Genomic DNA, 18,614 nt, shown 5'->3' with positions numbered 1-18,614 from the left:
GCTATCAAGCTGCCAGCGTTGGTTATAGGGGATAGGCGGTTACAGCCGCTCGGGACCGAACGGATGTCATGAAAATTTCATGTGGCTGTGTTGGTACGGCTGTGACGCAAAAAATCAGCAACGGCTTTCGCCGTTGCTGATCGGTGTTACGTGTCGCTTAGCGTGGTGTTACAGCGGACGACCGATGCCATTGCACACGTTGGTGTTGCCGATGCTTTGAGCGTTGGTAGCGGTCAGGAAGCTGCCACGGATGGCAGATTTCCAAGCGCCAGGCAGTGGAACGAAGCGGTTGGCAGTGATCGCCGCGTCGTTGCTGTTGGCAGCGGTGCCGTTGTAGTGACGGGTGAAGAAATCACGCACCTGAGTGGTTTGTGCAGCATTGGCGTAGCACTGGCTGAAGATCACGTTGGTGAAGCCCAGGATCGGATAACCGGTGGTTGGGTAGAGGCGCAAGCTAGGATCAGCCGGAATTGTTTCATCAATCACTTTTTGAGAAGTGAAAACAGGAACCCAGGCATTCGGGTTTGACCGGTCGGCAGCAGCCGGAACGGGAACGGCATTGATCGCTACCGACACGTTGGCCGGTGCTGGGGAAAGACCGCCAACACGAGCGACCTTGGTGGCGTCATCCAGACCGGCCAGGGTAGTAGCGGCATAGTCCGGGCTCATGTAGGTGATACGACCTTGGGCAGCGTTCAACGCTGTCATTACAGCCTGGCTGCCAGTAGCGGATACGGCGCTGGCTGGCAGACCACCACTGTAGCTGGAAGCGAAGTTGGTGGTGATGGCAAAGGTGCCGGTTTCAGCGCACTTGGCGTTCAGGAAGCGGGTGAACAGCTCGGAGGTGCCGCTGCTCTCGGCACGGTAAACCACGGTGATCGCGCCGGTACGGCCCGAACCAGTGATCTGGCTCCAGTCGGTCAGACGGCCGGAGAACACGCCGCACAGTTGGTTGACGCTCAGGTCGACGTTGGCAGTGCCGGTCTTGTTGAACGGAATGGCAACCGAAGTGGCGACCGAAGGCACCTGGATCAATGGACCCCAGGCGGCACCGTGGGCACTGACGTAGGTGCTCAGTTCAGTGGCGCTGAGCTTGGAGTCGCTACCAGCCCAGTGCACTTTCTTGCCGCTGGTGTCGCCAGGCACGAACTTGGTGTAGTCGTTGGTCAGGAAAGCCGACTTGCCAGCACCGCTGCCCACGCCGATGTAAGGGGCAAAACCGGCAGTCAGTACGCCGGAGGTCTGGTACAGCGGCTGAGGCAAGGTAGCACCACCGCCATTGACATCAGCCATGGCGGCCTGAGCGGCGCAGAGGCCGGCGAGGGTCAGGGATACCGCGAGAACGTTGCGCTTAAACATGAAGAATCTCCTTTCATCGTGTTCGTACGTAGGTTGGGTGACGCGTGCTTGCCGTCATGGCGCTCGGTCCTGTGCCGATGGCGATGGGGTGAGGCCATGGGTTAGAAATTCGCAGTTTCCGGTGACAGATAAAGGAAAAAACCTCGGGAGCTGAGGGCTGTTTTTCGAGTTTTTTCCTCGGGTGTTCGAGGGCTCTGGGTTGGGGTTTCGAGCGGGTTTCACGGCCGTGCCATGTGGGGGCGCGGTGGAGAGGACGGCGGGTGGTTGTCGGGCGCGGAAAAATGACAGAACGAGGAACCCGAGCTTGGCGCGGTCAAGGCTCGGGAGATGCTGCGGCACGGCAAAAATAACTGGCTGATCGCGGCAGTTGTGGCGAGGGGATTTATCCCCTCGCCACAAGATCAATGTTCGCCACGGGTTGCGTGTGCTTACTGAACCAACTGATTGATCTCGATAATCGGCAATAACACCGCCATGACGATCACCAGCACTACGCCGCCCATGACCACGATCATCAACGGCTCCAGCAGCGCGGTCATGCCCATCGCCCGGCGTTCGATGTCTCGGGACAGGGTTTGCGCGGCGCGTTCGAGCATCGGTGGCAGGCAGCCGGTTTTCTCGCCGCTGGCGATCAGGTGGATCAGCACCGGCGGGAAGACTTTTTCCACCCGCAGCGCCGCCGCCAGGTTGACCCCTTCGCGGACCTTGGCCGTGGCCTCGCTGACGCTCTGGCTCAGGCGGTCGTTGGACAAGGTTTGGCGCGCGGCCTCCAGCGCCCGCAGCAACGGCACCCCTGCTCCGCCGAGAATTGCCAGGGTGGAGGCAAACCGCGCGGTGTTGAGGCCCAGTACAAAGCGCCCGATCAGCGGCAGGCGCAACACCCGCGCGTGCCAGTTCAACCGCGCCGCCGGTTTGCGCAAGTACATGCGCCAACTCCAGAACCCACCGGCCAGCACGCCAAAGCACAACCAGCCCCAGGCACGAATGAAATCACTGGCGGTGAGCATCGCCACGGTCAGCGCGGGCAGGTCCTGCCGGGCCTGGGAGAACGCACTGACCACCTGCGGCACCACATAGCTGAGGAGGAAAATCACGATGGCAACCGACACCAGTCCCACCACCCCGGGGTAGATGAACGCCGTGAGAATTTTGCCCCGCAGGTTGTTGCGTTCCTCGATGTAATCCGCCAACCGCTCCATCACCTGGGCCAGGTCACCGGACTCTTCACCGGCGGCAATCAACGCCCGGTAGATTTCCGGAAAATCCCGTGGCCGCGCCGCCAGGGCTTCGGCCAGGCGCATGCCGCTGCGCACATCGGCGCGCACCGCGCTCAGGGTCTGGGCGATGTGCTTGCGCTCGGCCTGTTCCACCGTGGCGCTCAACGCCGCTTCCAACGGCAGGCTTGCGCCCAGCAGGCTCGCCAGTTGCCGGGTGGCCCAGGCCAGGTCGTTGTCCGAAAGCTTGGCGTTGAACAAGCCACCGCCGTTGGCTGGCGGCGTATTGCGCTCAACCTGCACCTGCAATGCCGTCAGCCCACGGCTGCGCAACAGGTTGAAAGCCGCCCCCTGGCTGTCGGCTTCCAAGTGTCCGGATTCGATCTTGCCCTGGGCGTCGGCGGCCTCGAAACGGTAGCGATTCATCAGGCGTCCCGTGTTACGCGCAGGATTTCTTCAGGGGCCGTGGTGCCACTGCGCACCCAGCGCTCGCCGTCCTCGCGCATGCTGAACATCCCCGCTCGGCGAGCGGCGGCGCGCAGTGCCTGCTCCCCTGCCCCCTGGTGGATCAGCGTGCGGATGTCATCGTCAATGCAGAATAATTCATGGATGCCGGTGCGGCCGCTGTAGCCGGTCTGGTTACAGCTCGGGCACCCCACCGGCCGCCAGGTGCCGGGCGTGGCCGGATCGGGCTGTTTGCACTGCGGGCACAACCTGCGCACCAGTCGCTGGGCGAGCACGCCGAGCATCGATGAGGCCAGCAGGAACGGCTCGACGCCCATGTCGATCAAGCGGTTGACGGCCGACACCGCATCATTGGTGTGCAGCGTCGCCAGCACCAGGTGCCCGGTGAGGGAGGCCTGCACGGCGATTTGCGCGGTCTCCAGGTCGCGGATTTCGCCGATCATGATGATGTCCGGGTCCTGGCGCAGGATCGCCCGCAGAGCCAGGGCGAAGGTCATGTCGATCTTGGCGTTGACCTGGATCTGGCTGATGCCCGGCAGGTCGTATTCCACCGGGTCTTCCACCGTGAGGATGTTGTGGACGCTGGCGTCCAGCCGGGCCAGGGCGGCGTAGAGGCTGGTGGTCTTGCCACTACCGGTGGGGCCGGTGACCAGGACGATGCCGTGGGGCTGGCGGATCAGATGATCGAGCTTGCCCAGCACGTCCGGGTCCATGCCCAGGGTTTCCAGTTGCAGGCGTCCGGCCTGCTTGTCCAACAGCCGCATCACCACCCGTTCGCCATGGCCGGTGGGCACCGTCGAGACGCGGATATCGATCGGTCGCCCGGCGACGCGCAGGGCGATGCGCCCGTCCTGGGGCAGGCGTTTTTCGGCGATGTCGAGCTGGGCCATGATCTTGATCCGCGACACCAGCGCGCCGTGCAGGGCCTTGCGCGGCGAAACCACATCGCGCAGGGTGCCGTCGACGCGGTAGCGCACCACCGAATGGCTCTCGTAGGGTTCGATGTGGATGTCGCTGGCCTCGTCCCGTGCGGCCTGGGTCAGCAAGGCGTTGATCATGCGGATCACCGGCGCGCCGTCCTGGGTGTCCAGCAGGTCAGTGATCTCGGGGATGTCCTGCATCAGCCGGTCGAGGTCGACTTCGTTTTCCGCCGCGCCCACCACCGCCGCGGCGCTGCCGGTGTCGGCATAGGCACTGTTGAGCAGCCCATCGAGCTCCTCGTCGCGCACCCGCTCCAACCGCACCTCGCCAAACTGGCGACGCACTTCACTGATGGACCAGCCCGGCGTGGACGGACACACCATCAGCACCGCCCCTTCTTCGGACTGGCGCAACACCAGGCGCTGGGCCTTGGCCCAGGCGTATGGGAGGGTGTTCATGTTGCCCCCCCAGGCCCAAGACACACACACGCCCCCTGTGGGAGCGAGCCTGCTCGTGATAGCGGTGTGTCAGTCTGCATGGCTATCGATCGGGGCGCCGTCATCGCGAGCAGGCTCGCTCCCACAGGGTTGGTGTTCATCAACGGGTGCCTCCTTCGACGGGCACCGCCTTGATCACCGCCCTGGGTGCCTGCAAGCTCACCGGCGCAGCTCCGGGGATGGCCCGGGCCGAGGCCGGTAGTTGCGGGGCTTGCATGTCCGGCAGTGCCCAGCTGCGTTCCGGTTGCAGCAGGCCCTGGGCGCGGCGCATGAAGTCGTAGCGGTTGAGGGTGATGCCGCGGCCCGCCGCCGTGTCGCGGATGATGTAGGGCCGCAGGAACACCATCAGGTTGGTCTTGGTGATCTGCCGCCGCTCGTTGCGAAACAGCGCGCCAATCCCCGGGATCGTCGACAACCACGGCACCGCGTCATTGCTCTGGCTGTAGCCATCCTGCAACAGCCCGCCAAGGACCATGATCTGTCCGTCGTCGAGCAGGATGCTGGTGTCGATGGCGCGCTTGTTGGTGACGATACCCGTGGTGCTCGAGGCGCGATTATCGACGCTGCTGACCTCCTGATAGATATCGAGCTTGACCGTCCCGCCTTCGGAAATCTGCGGCCGGACATTGAGCTTCAAACCCACCTCCTCGCGGGTCACGGTCTGGAACGGGTTGTTGCTGGTGCCGCCTCCGCCGGTGACGTAGCTACCGCTGACGAAGGGAATGGTCTGGCCGACAAAAATGCTTGCTGCTTCGTTGTCCAGGGTCAGCAGGTTCGGTGTCGACAACACATTGGTGCCACCCTTGCTCTTCAAGGCCCGGGCCAGGACCTTGAGGTCGAGAATCTTGCCGATACCGGGAATGTCCACCGTGCCGTTGACCACTCCCAGGTTCAGGCCCTGGGGCAGCACGTCGATGCTGGTCTTGCCATTGAGATTGAGCCCCGTGCCGCCGAGATTGACCCCGCCGATCACGCCGCTGCCACCGAGGTTGCCGGTCTGCCATTGCACGCCGAATTCGCTGGCGTCGTCCTCGCCGACCTCGACGATCAGGCTCTCGATCACCACCTGGGCGCGACGCTGGTCCAGCAGGTCGATGACTTCCCGCAGGTTGCGGTACAGCGGGTCTGGCGCGGAGATCAGCAAGGTGTTGGTGGTGGCGTCGGCCTGGATGGTCACGCCGCCAGCGCTGAAGGCAGTGCCCTGTTCGTTTTTCGTCGAAGCGGAAGTCGTGCCGTTGCTGCCCTGGGCGTAGCCGTTGCCGCTGGTCGACGCACTGCCGCCGGTGGTGCTGCTGGTGCCATCGCCACTGCTGCTCTGCCCGCTCTGGCCATTGGTGTTGCCGCCCATGCCGCTGAGCACCGAACGCGAGTTGTCGCTGCCCTCGCCTTCGCTTTCCCCGGTGAGCAATCCGCGCAGGGCCTGGGCCAGTTTGCCGGCCTGGGCATTGCGCAGGTACACCACATGCAGGTTGCTCGGGTTGTTCTGGGCGTTGTCGAGTTTGTAGATCAGGTTGCGCGCCAGCTCCGTGCGTTCGGGGCTGCCGGCGCGGATGATGATGGAGTTGGAGCGCGGATCGCCAATCACATTGATCTTCTGGGTCTGGTCGCCGCCCTGGGTTTCCAGCAGGTCGGAGACCATTTGCGCGATGTCGACGGCGATGCCGTTGTGGATCGGCACCACGTCGGTGTCGATGGCGCTCGGGGTGTCGATGCCTTCGATGAGTTGCGCGACCCGCGACAGGTTCTCGGCGTAATCGGTGACGACAATGGTGTTGTTGCCCGGGTAGGCATTGATCGGGTTGTTCGGCGACACGATCGGGCGCAGCACCGGGATCAGGTTCACCGCGTTTTCATATTGCAGGCGGAAGGTGCGGGTCAGCATGCCGTTGCCGGCCGGTTTGTCGGCGCTGTAGATCGGTCCACCCAGCAGCTTGGCATCGGCCTCCGGCACCACCTGGGCCACGCCGCCGACGTCTACCACGCTGAAGCCTTGCATGCGCAGCGCGGCCAGCAGCATGTCGTAGGCCTGGTGGGCCGGCACCGGGCCTTCGGAAACCAGCGTCAGGTTGCCCTTGACCCGCGGGTCCACCAGGAACTGTTGGCCGGTGGAACGGGACAAGGCCCGCACTACCGCCTGGATATCGGCCTCGACGAAATTCAGCGTCACCGGTTGATCGCCCAAGGGCGTGCGCGCCGGCGCAGTGCTGCGCGGCTCACGGGCACGGGCGGTAAGGTCGACCTGATGCCGCACCGCGGGCTTATGTTCACGCAGGTCCTGGGCCCGCTGGCGATCGAGCAATGCATCGCCGCTGCGCTGGGTACTCCCCAACGGAATGCCCAATTCACTGTCCACCAGCAACGGTGGCTGCGACGCGGGTGGCGTGCTGTTGCACGCGCTCAACGCGAGCAACAACAGCGGTGCAGCCTTGCGCCAATGACGTGGGTATCTGGCCCCTTTCATGAAGCTTCCTTAGCGCCTTGCGCCTGATCCATGCGAACGGTTCCGGACAGTGTGCCGGCGGTGTTGTCGGTGTCGTTGTCGTGGTTGTCGGGATTGGCAAGGGCGGTGCGCTGCAAACGGGCCTCGATCACTTCCAGGGAGAATTGCCGTGGGTTGCCCAATAGCCAGCTGATCACCGCCTCTGCCGGAGCCTGGTCGAACGTGAGCTGCCAGGCGTTGGGGCGCTCGGCGTCGGGCGCTCGCAGTTGGTAGTGCTCGCTCAAGCCGCTGGCGTCCAGGCTCTGGCGCAAGGCCGCTTCAAGAGGCTGGTCGGGCGCAAGCCCTGCGACGTCACGCAACAGCACTTCGAGGGCTTCGGTCTGTGAACGCAGCTTCGGGGTTTCGGCTTGCCAGTAGGCGATGGTCTTGAGCGGTGGCTGGATCAGTGCGAGCCAGACCAGGCAGCCGCCCAACACCAGCGCAGCCAGGGCCACGGCGGCTTGCTCGCGCACTGCCAGCTCCTGCCAGAACGTGCGCAAACGCGTGCGACAGGCTTGCCAGCGCCCCCACGCCAGGGCCAGGGATTGCTTATTCATCTTCGGCGTCCGGAGTTTCGTCGGAGCCGCCCTGGCCGGCCGGAGCCACACGCAGGGTCCAACCCTGATCGATGGCAGCGACGTCAATGCCGGCCTGGGCCAGGAGAATTTTCCAATCCTCTTCGGCAGTGGTTTTCTGCGCCTCGGCCACGACATTCAGGCGCAACTCACCGTTCTCGAATACCAGCGCCTGGACATTGCCGCTCATGAACGGCATGGCGCTGCCCGCCTGTTGCACCAGGCTGGCAAAGCGTTGGGCCGGGTCGGTCGCTGCACCGTTCTGGCGCGCCGCGATTTGCTGGCGCGCCTGTTGCAGCGGGTTGAGAATCACCGGCAACTCGGGAAACGCCTGCTTCACCCGCTGGCTCATCTGCGCCTTGAGCCGTTGGCCCTGGGCCGCTTCGCGGGCGGCGTAGAGGTTCAACCCAATCACCCATACTGCCAGCGCTGTCGCGCAGATCGCCGCCGCCCGGCCCCAACCGCCGCGCTCGGCCGCGTTGCGTGCAAGGCCGGCATGCAGTCCCCAACCTGGCGCAGCACCCATCCAGCGTTGGGTTTCGGCCAAGGTGCTGATCGAAGATTGCGGCGGCGCCTCGCCGACCCAGTGCAACCCAGGCCCCGTTTCCAGCAGCCATTCGTCCAGCGCCTCCTCCTGCAACGGTTGCACCACCGCGTGCTGCAGGTCATGGCGCACCAGCAGGTGGCCGTCCTCGATACAGGCCACCGGCCCCGACAGCACCGGCAAGACGTAGGCCGCCGGATAGAGGCCACGCAGCTTCATGCCAGCCTGGTGCACAAGCCGGCCCAGCGTGGCGAGGGATTCACGGTCCAGCCAGGCGATCTGCACCTGCCCGTCGACGCCGCGCGGACTGTGGGCCACCTGCATGTGTTCGCTGGCACCGAGCATCAGGGCCTGGGCCGCGCACGTCACCGCGGCGGTGATCTTGGCCGCTGGCAACGACGGTAACTCCAGGCGAGTCAACAGGCTGTCGCGGGGATGAAGGAAGCACTCCACAGAAATAGTCTTACCGCCTTGGCCCAATGCCCGCAGGCTGCTGCGGCCCTGCTCACGAACCTGGCCCTGGCGATCCAGCCAGGCAAATGCCACCTCACTGTCGAGATCCAGGCTGCCCAGCGGCGCCAGGGCGATGCGCAAGCGCGTCATACGCCCACCCTTGACCAGATCACCTGGGGCAAACGGTCCTCGGTGCGTTGCAGCAACGCCTCCAGTTCGACCCGCCGCTGTCCGCTGCGTGCCTGGCCTCGCAGGAGAAACCAGTCGCTGGTGATGCCAACCTTGACGCTGGCGGTGTCCAGCTCCGGCATGCGCAGGCGATTGACGAAATCCCCACGATTGATAAACCAGTGGCCACCGTCGCGTTCCCTGACCAGTGCCTCGGCCCGTTGCAGCGACAGCCCCGGCACGTAGGCGGCCAGCACCGGGGCACTGGCAGTGTTGCCATTGAGCCAGGTGTTGGTCGGCAGGATCGTCACGTAAGGCGCCAGTGTTTCCAGTAACCGCGCATTGACGCCCTTGACGCTGCGCAAGTCTTGCAAGGTGCGCAGCATCGGGCGCGTCGGTGCCTGCGGCGTGTTGTCGGCCTGTGGCGAGGTCTCGCGGCCGCTGTTGAAGGTATTGGCCTTTGGCGCCTGGTCCACCCGCTGCGGATTCAACAGGCGCGGATAGGCCTCGACCACCCTTTCGACAATGCGCGTGCTGACCGCTTGTGCCACGCCCAACTGCTGGCACAGGCGTTCGAAGGCGCGCACTTGTTCTTCGTCCACACGCTCATTGGCGACGAGGTTGCGCAGGTTGAACTTGCCTTGCTCATCTTCCAGCTGGCCTTCGAACGGCGTGTCGATCTGGCCCGAACCCGGCATCACGATGGGGTTGGCCCAGGGTTGGCCAAAGCGCGTCAGCGGATCGCGCTGGCGGGCGTCCCAGAGCAACTGGCGACTCAGTTGCAGGCCACCCTGCAACCGCGCCGTGCCCTGGACGCGCAACTGCTCGGCCTCCAGGCTGCGGGTGAACAGGGTCTGGCGGGTCAGCATGCCGCCGGCGATGACCGCCACCACGGCAGCGATCAGCAAGGCACTGATGACCGCCATGCCGCGCTGCTTCGCCGCGAGGGGCGAATCCGTCTGCATCACGGCCCTTACAACTGCCAGGAGCCAATGTCGGCATTCACGCCGTCGCCGTCAGGCTGACCGTCGGCCCCCAGGGAAAAGATATCGACTTCGCCGTTGGCACCCGGGTTGAGGTAGTTATATGGACGGCCCCATGGGTCGTTGGGCAGGCGCTCCAGATAAGAGCGCCAGGTGCTGTTTTTCGCATCGGCGGGCTTTTCCACCAGCACTTTGAGGCCCTGGTTCATGCTCGGGTAACTGCCGTGGTCCAGGCGATACAGCTTCAGGGCTTGCATCAGGCCGCCAATGTCCTGTTTCGCCGCCGTTGCCCGCGCCTGGTCAGGGCGGTCGAGTACCTTGGGCACCACCATCGCCGCCAGGATGCCGAGGATCACCACCACGACCATGATTTCGATCAGGGTGAAACCCGACTGCCCGCGAGGGCCTGGGAAACGGGCTTTGTAACGGGCAATCTGCATCTCGACGGTCCTTCGCTGGATTCGATTCGAGGCGCAGTGTTGCAAGAAAATATGTCAGTGATATTGAAATTGCTCTGGAGCTTGCGTCGTCAATTGGTCATGAACGGCGGCTAGCCTTGAAGGCTGCCCTCGCCCCCGAGCCCGCGCCATGTCACGCCCTGCGCCGCAAGCCGGCTTCACCCTGATCGAAGTGCTGGTGGCCCTGGCGATCATCGCCGTGGCCATGTCGGCCGCGGTGCGCGTGGCTGCGGTGATGACCCAGAGCAACGGCCTGCTGCGCGACAAATCCATCGCCCTGCTGGCCGCCCGTAGCCAACTGGCGCAGTTGCGTCTGGAAGGCCGTTTTGCCCAGGGCTCGAAAGTGTTCGAATGCGATCAGGGGCGATTGCTGTTGCGTTGCGAACAGAACTTGCGCCCGGCGGAAAACGGTAGGCTGCTGCGGGTCGAACTGAGCGTGTCGGACCGCAGTCGGGAAGCACCGCCGTTGGCTCGGTTGGAGACGTTGGTCAGCCGGGAAAAGCCTTGAGTGGTGTGGGCTAACACATCCTTTGTGGCGAGGGGTTTATCTGTGGGAGCAAGGCTTGCCCGCGATGCAGGCGCCTCATTTCCTCGGAGACTGCGTCGTCTTCATCGCGGGCAAGCCTTGCTCCCACAGAGAAGGCAGACTCACCGAATCCGGCAACCGAGCCAGGACCAGCCGGGTCTGCTCATTGCCGCGCTCGATGACCACCGCCTGCGCCTCGATCGCCACCAACCGTACCCCTTGGGCCACCCGTTCACCCACCAGGAAACTGCGCGGCGGTCCGTCGTTGAGACTGAGGATCGCCACGGGCGTGCGAGTGCCGGCCATCACGCCGCTGACCTTGATGTCCACTGCTGCCGGCTGGTTGGAGAACCATTGCAGCGCCGGGTTATCGGAACGCTCGGCCATGCGTTGCGGGGCGACATCCGGCGTGCGCGACTCGGCCGACGTGAGCAGCAGCGAAGACCAGGTCGCCACCCCGGCCAACGCCGCCAACAGGCCCACGGCCTGGACGATTTGCGCCGGGGACACACGCTCTATGAACGTCATGGCCTGAATCTCCTTTTTTTGGTTCCAGCGTCCAGCGTACGCGTCAATTCTCTCCGTTTTATTTCACATCCTTATCATCTTCACCGTGCAGGATGGCTTTCACGCAAAGGAGCGCGCATGAACCTCGGCAAGCAACGCGGTTTCACCCTGATCGAATTGATGGTGGTGCTGGTGATCATCGGCATTGCCAGCGCCGCCGTGAGCCTGAGCATCAAGCCGGATCCGTTGAAGTTGCTGCGCCAGGATGGCGAGCGACTGGTGCAACTGTTGCAACTGGCCCAGACCGAAGCCCGCACTGACGGACGGCCGATTACCTGGCGCTGGGATGCCAAGGGGTTCGGCTTCAGTCGTCGCGCCGATCAAGGCGTGGGGCTGGATCGCTTCAAGGACGATCCGCAATTGCATTCCCGTCGTTGGCAGAGCCCGTCGATGGAGGTTCGCGTGGAACCCAGGCAGCGGGTCGTGCTCAATGCCGAATGGCTCGGCGAGCCCTTGCAGATCCGCTTGTCGGACGGCCTGAACAGTCTCACGGTGCAACGCAGTGCCGCCGGGCGGGTGCAACTCCAATGAGCGCCCGGCAGACCGGTTTCACCTTGCTGGAAGTGATGGTGGCGATCCTGCTGATGGCGGTGGTCAGCCTGATCGCCTGGCGCGGGCTGGACAGCGTGACCCGTGCCGACAGCCATTTGCAGGCCAGTACCGAACAGACCGAAGCCTTGTTGCGGGTATTGAACCAACTGGAGCGCGACGTGGCCCTGCGCGCCAGCATCGAGCTGAGTGAACCGGTAAAACCCGGCGTCGACGACCCGCCCTCGACCGCCCCGCCCGCCCTCACCGTGCGCAGCACCGATGGCAGGGGGTTTCGCCTGGATGTGATCCGCGTGGCGGCGACCCAGGAGGGCGAGTTGCAACGGGTGCGCTGGTGGCTCAAGGGCGACACGCTTTACCGCGCCCAAGGCCAGGCCCGCAATCGCTATCCACTGCCCGCGCCCGGCCCGGGCGTGGCGGTGCTCAGTGACGTCAGCGACGCCGGACTGCGGTTCTGGGACAGGGAAAAAGGCTGGCGCAAGCTCAGCGGCAACCGCCAGGAAAACCCGATGGGCATCGAAATCAGCCTGACCCGGCAGACGCCTCAGGGCATAGAGAAATATCGACAGGTGCTGGGGCCATTGGAATAGCTCCCCCAGATTATCGGGTGACCTTCAAGGCTTGGCACACATTGTGGGAGCGAGCTTGCTCGCGATAGCGGTGGGTCTGTTGAGGGCGATGTCGAATGTGCCGACCTCATCGCGAGCAAGCTCGCTCCCACAGGGGTATTGGGTGAATTCTAGATTTGGGCCAAGCACCGGGCCTTTGTGGGAGCGAGCTTGCTCGCGATGAGGCCTGCCCAGACGCCACTGGCCTCAGCTCAGCACCACCACCCCACCCGGCAATTCAGTGCATTTGGCGCCGTAGGCATCGCGGATCAACAGCGCCACGCCCGCCAGTTGGTCCAGGCGAAACCGCGCCTGGACCTTGCGCTGGCCCAGTTCGCGGTTGAGCAGCAGCAACATGCCGGGACGGTAGCGGTTGATTTCATCGATGACGCTGGCCAGGGTCGCGTCGTTGAACACCAGGACCTGCTCACGCCAGGCGATGGCTGCCGACACATCGGCACGCTTGGGAGCGCCCACCCGACCAGGGTCGTAAGTCAGTTGCATGCCCGGCTCCAGGCGAAACCGCTGGCCTTGTACCTCGACCTGCACCACACCCTCCAGGCAAGTCGCGCAGACGCTCTGGTCGGTGTAGCGAATGTTGAAGCGTGCCCGGGCGGCGCTGATCCAGCCGGCGCCGGCCTGGACGCTGACTACCTGGGCACTGCGCCCCTGCACTTCAATCTCACCGCTGAGCAATTCCAGTCCTTGTCCGCCATCGGCCAGCACGCGGCGGCTGAGGCGGGTCTGGGTATTGAGTTCCAGGCTGACGCCCTCGGCCAGTTCCACCCGGCGCTGTTCGCCGACGTCGGTAACGTAGTCGGCTCCCAGCCCGGAAACACCACCGGGCACCGTGGCGCGGATCAACAGGAAAGCCGCCGACGCCGCGATGGCGCCACCCAACAACGCCCGACGGCCGAAATGCCGGGGCGCCTGCACTGCGGCGGCGGCAGGTTGTAGCCCCTGCCACAGCGCCTTGGCCTGTTCGAAGGCCCGGGCATGTTCGGGGCTTTGCCCGCACCACAGGCGCAAGGCCCGGGCATCGGCCACGGTGGCGCCCCCCGAGGTCAGCAGGATCAGCCAGTCTCGGGCCTCGCTGGCCAATCGGGCCTGGGGCGTGGCGTCAGGGGAAGTGATGCTGAAGATGTTCAAGCGCACACACACTCACGAAAGGGTCGGGTCTCTACTCTCAAGACGGTTTTCCCGCGCCGGGACCGAACCGCTGAATGACTTTTCTTTCCAGGCGCTGGGCGCAGTGCCCCAACGCAGCCTTGATTTCCTTCTCCACCATGCGCGTGGAAATACCGAAGCGCTGGGAAATTTCCAGGTGCGGCGCTTCCTCCAGGCGTGCGGCGATGAAAATCCTGCGACGGCGCGCCGGCAGTTCGTACAAGGCCTTGAGCAGGGTCTGCAGTTCCTTCTGCCCACCCACCACGCGGGCCGGATCCAGCGCTTCATCCGAGACCTGCAGCAATTCCTCGACTTCATCGCCGGTGAGCAGGCGCGCATCGGCCTGTCGACGGTCGGCGGCGATGTTCAGGGCCATGCGATATAAATAAGCGTTGGGCTGGGCAATCTCCTGCGTATCGATCATTCGATCGACCCGCAGGTAGGTTTCATGCAGCACGTCGTTGGCCAGTTCCTCGGACCCCAGGCGCCTGCGCAGGCGCACCTTGAAATCCTCATACGAGGTGAGGAACAACTTCACCAACGGGCTGCGACCGGAGTCTTTCATCGCCCGGACACCCCTTCCCCTGCTATGCATTCCATGCTTCTTCCTGATGAGTCGGGTAACAAAAGCAGGGTCACCGGCTGGCGCAACGAGCTGGGCGCCGGACGGTCGATCCTGAGGTTTTGCAAACTGTTGACCAAGGCCTTGTCCCGCATCAGGTCGCCCGTGGAACTGACCAGGCGGCTGTGCTGGACCACGCCGTCCCGGCCGATCCACACTTGCAGCACCGCCCGGAAACTGCCTGGGCGGGTCAACGGTGAACGACACAAATTGCGCTGGATGACCGTCTGGATCGCTGCCGCGTAGTTGCTGTCACTCAAGCCTGGGGTGACGCCGGGAGGCAGCGGTACCTCGCGGACCTGCACCGGCTGCAACGTGAACGCATCCTCCCGGGCATAGTGCGCCGCCAGCCCGGTGCCGCTGAGCAACACCCTCAACCCTTCGGAGGGTGTGAACTGCCCCTGGACACCCAGCGTATGACGCTGGCTCGACAACTGGTGGTCCACCAGCACCGCCATGCCCGTCGCCCGGCTGAACTGCTCCAGCGCCGTGGTCAGTTCCTGGGGCGCGATGTCCAGGTCCACCAGGCCGACCGCCTGGATCGGCCCGGCCAGCAGACACAGCAACACCATCAGCCACCGCAAGGGCGCCCTGGTCAATCCACGCCCGCGTCCGCCCCCGGCTCTGCCCTGCTGCACGACTGACGTATCCGTTGAAAACCGTCATCCTGAGGGGTGTTTATGAATGTCGTATGACATCTGATACAAATCCTCCGGGCCGCACTAGACTGGTGCCCAGACAACGAACCGTCGGGTGTGACGGGCAGGAGGTCGATGATGAAACAGTGGACGAAAATGATGGCCGGTGTCGGGCTGCTCCTGGCCCTGCCGTGGGCCCAGGGCGAAGAAGCCCCGGCGTGTATCGAGGTGACCGTCGGTGGCTACAAGACCCCCGACTACAACTGCCTGAGCCGGCAGATGGGCAACGACCCGCAGGCTGCAACAGCTGCGCAACGGGCCCAGGATGCCATGAATGTGCCGGTCAACGAACGCGCACCGAACAGCATCGGCCTGGCAACCCCGGCGGCCACTGGCGTGCGCATGGGCAATACGTTTGGCACGTCGGTCAAGCCCCAGCGGCCGCCGGTTCCGACCAGCAATTCGCTGCTGCCCAACGGAAATAAATAGAGGCAAACGACAGACCTGCTCTGTGGGAGCAAAGCTTGCTCGCGATCCAGGCGCCACGGTCCGCCAGATTCACCTCATCATCGTTCATCGCGGGCAAGCCTTGCTCCCACAGTTGGCTCTCGCGGATCAGCCACCCGGACTCTGGCGAAAACTCACCGCCAGCCGGTTCCAGCTGTTGATGGTGCTGATCGCCAGGGTCAGGTCCACCAGTTCCTCCTCGCTGAAGCAGGCCCGGGCCTGGGCATAGACGTCGTCCGGCACCTGGCTTTCAGCCAATAGCGTCACCGCCTCGGTCCAGGCCAGGGCGGCGCGTTCGCGGGCAGTGAAAAAACCGCTGTCGCGCCACACTGCCACCGCGTAGAGCCGCCGCTCGGTCTCGCCCTGGCGTCGCGCCTCCACCGAATGCATGTCGGTGCAGAAGGCACAGCCATTGAGTTGTGAAGCGCGGATCTTGATCAGATGCAGCAGCGCCGGTTCGATACTCAGGCGACTGGTCAGGGCTTCCAGGCCGATCATGGCTTTCATCGCCCCAGGCGATGCAGTGTAGTAATCCAGACGCGGGCTCATGGCGGGCTCCGTGGTATTCGAGACCTTCACGCTAGGCCCTGGGACCGGCCAATGACAGGTCCAATTTGTCGAAAAACCCGGAGGCAAGTCCAATAGGCGGGATTTTCCCCACGCAACTTCTATGCAGTCGCACAATGCGGGTAATCTTGCGCCTTTGACGCCGGCGGCCAAACAATCGCCCAGGAGCTTGCGGGTATGGAACTTCATGTTGTCATCAACGGCCGCAAGGACCTGTCGGGCCAGTTGTATCAACAATTGCGCAACGCCATCGAAAGCGGTCGCCTGGCGGCCGGCACGCAACTGCCGCCCAGCCGCCTGCTGGCCGAACAACTGGGAGTCTCGCGCAAGACCGTCTCCGACACCTACGCTCAACTGACCTACGAAAACCTGCTCACCGGCATCATCGGCAAAGGCACCTACGTCAACACGCGGCCGGCCAGGATCGTGCGCAAACAGAGCCACCGCGAACTGGCCGGCGCCGACGTCGTCGAAGCCTGGCGCACCATGCCCGACCTGATGCGCCATCCCACCCTCGAAGGCGCGTTGCGCTACGACTTCATCGGCGGCGCCACGGGCAAGGGCCAGTTTCCGCTGGACGACTGGCGGCGCTGCACGGCCCATGCGCTGCGCCAGATCGCCAGCGCCAAGGGCTTCTACAGCCAGCCCGAAGGCCTGCCGTCGCTGCGCAATGCCATTGCCCGGCACATCGCGTTTTCCCGCGGGGTCAATTGCCAGGATGAAGACGTGGTGGTGTGCAACGGCGCACAGCAAGCCCTGGACCTGATCTCGCGGGTGTTGACCCGGCCCGGCAGCCTGGTGGCCATGGAAGATCCGGGCTACCCGCCGGCGCGCTTGCTGTTCGGCTCCCAGGGCGCCACGGTGGTCGGAGTGCCGGTGGACGAGCAAGGCATGCGGGTCGACCTGATCCCCGACGGCACGCGGTTGATTTATGTGACGCCCTCCCACCAGTTTCCCCTGGGCATGCCCATGAGCCAGGCCCGCCGCGAGGCCCTGCTGGCGCGGGCCTATGAGCTGGGGGCGATCATCATCGAAGACGACTACGACAGCGAATTCCGCTACGAAGGCCGGCCCGCCGATTCGTTGCAGAGCCTGGACGAGCGCGGGATCGTGGCGTACGTCGGCACCTTCTCCAAGACCTTGTTGCCGGAGTTGCGCCTGGGCTATGCGATCCTGCCGCCGGCGATTCTTGAAGCGGTAATCCTGGCCAAGCGCCTCACCGACCAGCACACCTCCACCCTGCCCCAGTGGGCGCTGGCGAAGTTCATCGCCGAGGGTTGCCTGCTCAAGCATATCCGCCGCTGCCACACCCTGTATGCCGGTCGCCGCGAGCGAATCCTGGCTCGCATGGGCGGGGACTTATCGCCCTGGTTCGAGGCCGTGCCCACCACCGCGGGCTTTCATATGGCGGTGTTGTGCAAGGTTCCGATGGACCTGGCGCTGGTGATCGAACTGGCGAAAAAAGCCGAAGTCGGGCTCTACAGCCTTGATGGTTTTTTCAACGAGGCCCCCGTGCGGCCGGGCCTGTTCTTTGGTTTCGGCGCGATCGAAACCCTGGACATCGACATAGCCCTGGACCGCTTGCGCGACATTCTGCAGCAAGTGGCCTGAGGGATTGGACTGGGCATTTATCCGCCCATTGGCTGTTTGAGCCTTGCCCCGGCGGGCCTATCCTGCATGGGTGTCATTGATGTTGAACAACCCCCTGCGACTTGATTCAGGAGCCTGAACAATGTCTCGCCAAGTGATCAATACCGTACAGGTGCAAGCCGCCGCCGGTCGCTCGGAAGAACTGGGCCGGCAATTGCAGCAAATCGTCGAGACCCTGCGTACGCAGCCGGGCTGCGATGCCTACCTGGTCGACCGTTGCCCGGACGATGGCGACCGCTGGAGCGTCAGTGCCCGCTGGCAGTCGGAAGCGGCCATGCAAGCCCACTTCAACTGCCCGGAAGTGCAAGGCTTCATCAGCCTGATCGACAACCGCCTGGCGCGCAGCGTCGACTTCAATAGCTGACACTCCGCGTCTGTAGGAGCAGCCGAGTGCAACGAGGCTGCGATCCTGTCCAATCCAATTAAATCCCAAGCCAAAGATCAAGAGCCAAAGATCGCAACCTTCGGCAGCTCCTACAGGGGGTAGCTTTCAAATTGGGTGGATCGCGGTATTGGTCTACCCACCTTCCGAAAGATTGGACGTTTGCTTGCCCCTCCGTGGGGCTTAGGGTGAATCCATCGCCGCGACAGCGCGAAATCACTCGAAACCACATGGGTCATACCTTTCATGAAAACACTCTGTCTGATCGCCGCCCTCGGCCTGCTGCCCATTACCCAGACCTACGCCCACGAAGCCGCGCCTTCGGAGAAGGTCACGGTGCTGCAGGAGCAATTGCTGAAAAACGCTCCAGGTAAAAAAACCATGATGCTGACCGTCGACTATGCCCCCGGCCAAGCGTCCATTGCCCATAAGCATGAGGGCACGGCCATGGCCTACGTACTGGAAGGCGCCATCACTTCCCAGGTCAAGGGTGAGCCGGCGAAGACCTACAAGGCTGGAGAGTTCTGGTATGAAGCAGCGGGGTCCGAGCACCTGGTCTCGAGAAACGCCAGCACGAGCCAGCCGGCGAAACTGCTGGTGTTCATGGTGATGGGTGAGGATGAAGCGGTGTTGATACCGCTGAAAAACTAACAGCCCCAGCACAGCTGTCCCCCTGTGGGAGCGAGCTTGCTCGCGATAGCGGTGGGTCAGCGAC

Annotated in this window: 20 protein-coding genes; 7 read left to right on the top strand and 13 right to left on the bottom strand. The window is 64.0% G+C overall.

The features are described from left to right. Positions 1 to 168: 168 nt before the first annotated feature. From AB4O09_RS13995 to gspG, 8 genes are all read right to left on the bottom strand, one after another. Complete coding sequence (locus AB4O09_RS13995) at positions 169 to 1,359, bottom strand: substrate-binding domain-containing protein (protein WP_003202602.1); 1,191 nt, start codon at positions 1,357 to 1,359, stop codon at positions 169 to 171. Positions 1,360 to 1,787: 428 nt separating this feature from the next. Next, entirely contained in the window at positions 1,788 to 2,999 is a 1,212-nt protein-coding gene (gspF, locus tag AB4O09_RS13990) for a type II secretion system inner membrane protein GspF (RefSeq protein ID WP_027911908.1), read from the bottom strand. Then, a complete protein-coding gene (gene gspE / locus AB4O09_RS13985; RefSeq protein ID WP_027911907.1) occupies positions 2,999 to 4,417 on the bottom strand; it encodes a type II secretion system ATPase GspE in 1,419 nt (472 codons plus the stop codon). The genes gspF and gspE overlap by 1 nt, the downstream gene beginning before the upstream one ends. Before the next feature lie 139 nt (positions 4,418 to 4,556). Next, positions 4,557 to 6,917 (bottom strand): type II secretion system secretin GspD, encoded by a 2,361-nt coding sequence (gene gspD / locus AB4O09_RS13980; protein ID WP_027911906.1) that lies wholly within the window; start codon positions 6,915 to 6,917, stop codon positions 4,557 to 4,559. Then, positions 6,914 to 7,492: a type II secretion system protein GspM gene (gene gspM / locus AB4O09_RS13975; RefSeq protein ID WP_027911905.1), complete on the bottom strand. Its 579-nt coding sequence runs from the start codon at positions 7,490 to 7,492 to the stop codon at positions 6,914 to 6,916. Before gspM ends, gspD begins: the two co-directional genes overlap by 4 nt. Further along, a complete protein-coding gene (gene gspL, locus AB4O09_RS13970; protein WP_444758486.1) occupies positions 7,485 to 8,657 on the bottom strand; it encodes a type II secretion system protein GspL in 1,173 nt (390 codons plus the stop codon). The genes gspM and gspL overlap by 8 nt, the downstream gene beginning before the upstream one ends. Beyond that, positions 8,654 to 9,640 carry a type II secretion system minor pseudopilin GspK gene (gspK, locus tag AB4O09_RS13965; RefSeq protein ID WP_003202613.1) on the bottom strand — a complete coding sequence of 329 codons (987 nt, stop codon included), beginning with the start codon at positions 9,638 to 9,640 and terminating at the stop codon, positions 8,654 to 8,656. The genes gspL and gspK overlap by 4 nt, the downstream gene beginning before the upstream one ends. Before the next feature lie 8 nt (positions 9,641 to 9,648). Next, positions 9,649 to 10,098: a type II secretion system major pseudopilin GspG gene (gspG, locus tag AB4O09_RS13960; protein ID WP_003202615.1), complete on the bottom strand. Its 450-nt coding sequence runs from the start codon at positions 10,096 to 10,098 to the stop codon at positions 9,649 to 9,651. A gap of 148 nt (positions 10,099 to 10,246) precedes the next feature. Between gspG and gspI the strand changes: the two genes are divergently transcribed. Next, a complete protein-coding gene (gspI, locus tag AB4O09_RS13955; protein ID WP_003202616.1) occupies positions 10,247 to 10,624 on the top strand; it encodes a type II secretion system minor pseudopilin GspI in 378 nt (125 codons plus the stop codon). Between the two features lie 75 nt (positions 10,625 to 10,699). On the opposite strand, the gene AB4O09_RS13950 is transcribed toward gspI, so the two are convergent. Beyond that, complete coding sequence (locus AB4O09_RS13950; protein WP_003202618.1) at positions 10,700 to 11,170, bottom strand: type II secretion system protein N; 471 nt, start codon at positions 11,168 to 11,170, stop codon at positions 10,700 to 10,702. A 117-nt stretch (positions 11,171 to 11,287) separates the two neighbouring features. Here AB4O09_RS13950 and gspH point away from each other — a divergent pair, with 117 nt between their 5' ends. Both gspH and AB4O09_RS13940 read left to right on the top strand, forming a co-directional pair. Beyond that, a complete protein-coding gene (gene gspH, locus AB4O09_RS13945) occupies positions 11,288 to 11,740 on the top strand; it encodes a type II secretion system minor pseudopilin GspH (protein WP_003202620.1) in 453 nt (150 codons plus the stop codon). Next, positions 11,737 to 12,348: a PulJ/GspJ family protein gene (locus tag AB4O09_RS13940; RefSeq protein ID WP_363809040.1), complete on the top strand. Its 612-nt coding sequence runs from the start codon at positions 11,737 to 11,739 to the stop codon at positions 12,346 to 12,348. The genes gspH and AB4O09_RS13940 overlap by 4 nt, the downstream gene beginning before the upstream one ends. Before the next feature lie 225 nt (positions 12,349 to 12,573). Here the strand turns inward: AB4O09_RS13940 and AB4O09_RS13935 are convergent, their stop codons facing one another. From AB4O09_RS13935 to AB4O09_RS13925, 3 genes are read right to left on the bottom strand one after another with little or no spacing between them, the layout of a single operon-like run. Continuing rightward, positions 12,574 to 13,515, bottom strand: a complete 942-nt coding sequence (locus AB4O09_RS13935) for a FecR family protein (RefSeq protein WP_460108415.1) — start codon at positions 13,513 to 13,515, stop codon at positions 12,574 to 12,576. Positions 13,516 to 13,552: 37 nt separating this feature from the next. Next, positions 13,553 to 14,098, bottom strand: a complete 546-nt coding sequence (locus AB4O09_RS13930; protein WP_460108348.1) for a sigma-70 family RNA polymerase sigma factor — start codon at positions 14,096 to 14,098, stop codon at positions 13,553 to 13,555. Continuing rightward, positions 14,095 to 14,727 (bottom strand): secretin and TonB N-terminal domain-containing protein, encoded by a 633-nt coding sequence (locus AB4O09_RS13925; protein ID WP_003202627.1) that lies wholly within the window; start codon positions 14,725 to 14,727, stop codon positions 14,095 to 14,097. The genes AB4O09_RS13930 and AB4O09_RS13925 overlap by 4 nt, the downstream gene beginning before the upstream one ends. 201 nt (positions 14,728 to 14,928) lie before the next feature. Between AB4O09_RS13925 and AB4O09_RS13920 the strand changes: the two genes are divergently transcribed. Next, positions 14,929 to 15,282 (top strand): hypothetical protein, encoded by a 354-nt coding sequence (locus tag AB4O09_RS13920; RefSeq protein ID WP_003202629.1) that lies wholly within the window; start codon positions 14,929 to 14,931, stop codon positions 15,280 to 15,282. 126 nt (positions 15,283 to 15,408) lie between these two features. Here AB4O09_RS13920 and AB4O09_RS13915 read toward each other — a convergent pair whose 3' ends face one another. Continuing rightward, positions 15,409 to 15,849 (bottom strand): carboxymuconolactone decarboxylase family protein, encoded by a 441-nt coding sequence (locus tag AB4O09_RS13915; RefSeq protein ID WP_003202631.1) that lies wholly within the window; start codon positions 15,847 to 15,849, stop codon positions 15,409 to 15,411. Between the two features lie 195 nt (positions 15,850 to 16,044). On the opposite strand from AB4O09_RS13915, the gene pdxR reads away from it, so the two are divergent. The 3 genes from pdxR to AB4O09_RS13900 all read left to right on the top strand — a co-directional run bounded on the left by pdxR (position 16,045) and on the right by AB4O09_RS13900 (position 18,550). Further along, the gene (pdxR, locus tag AB4O09_RS13910) at positions 16,045 to 17,478 is read left to right on the top strand and encodes a MocR-like pyridoxine biosynthesis transcription factor PdxR (RefSeq protein ID WP_038855998.1); all 1,434 of its coding nucleotides are present in this window, start codon (positions 16,045 to 16,047) and stop codon (positions 17,476 to 17,478) included. Between the two features lie 121 nt (positions 17,479 to 17,599). Continuing rightward, positions 17,600 to 17,881, top strand: coding sequence for an antibiotic biosynthesis monooxygenase family protein (locus tag AB4O09_RS13905; protein WP_013693545.1), 282 nt, complete (start codon positions 17,600 to 17,602; stop codon positions 17,879 to 17,881). Between the two features lie 264 nt (positions 17,882 to 18,145). Next, positions 18,146 to 18,550 carry a cupin domain-containing protein gene (locus AB4O09_RS13900; RefSeq protein ID WP_038855997.1) on the top strand — a complete coding sequence of 135 codons (405 nt, stop codon included), beginning with the start codon at positions 18,146 to 18,148 and terminating at the stop codon, positions 18,548 to 18,550. Positions 18,551 to 18,614 lie beyond the last annotated feature (64 nt).

The organism is Pseudomonas sp. H1_F01 (assembly GCF_054681425.1).
This window is presented reverse-complemented; position numbering and strand designations above follow the sequence as displayed.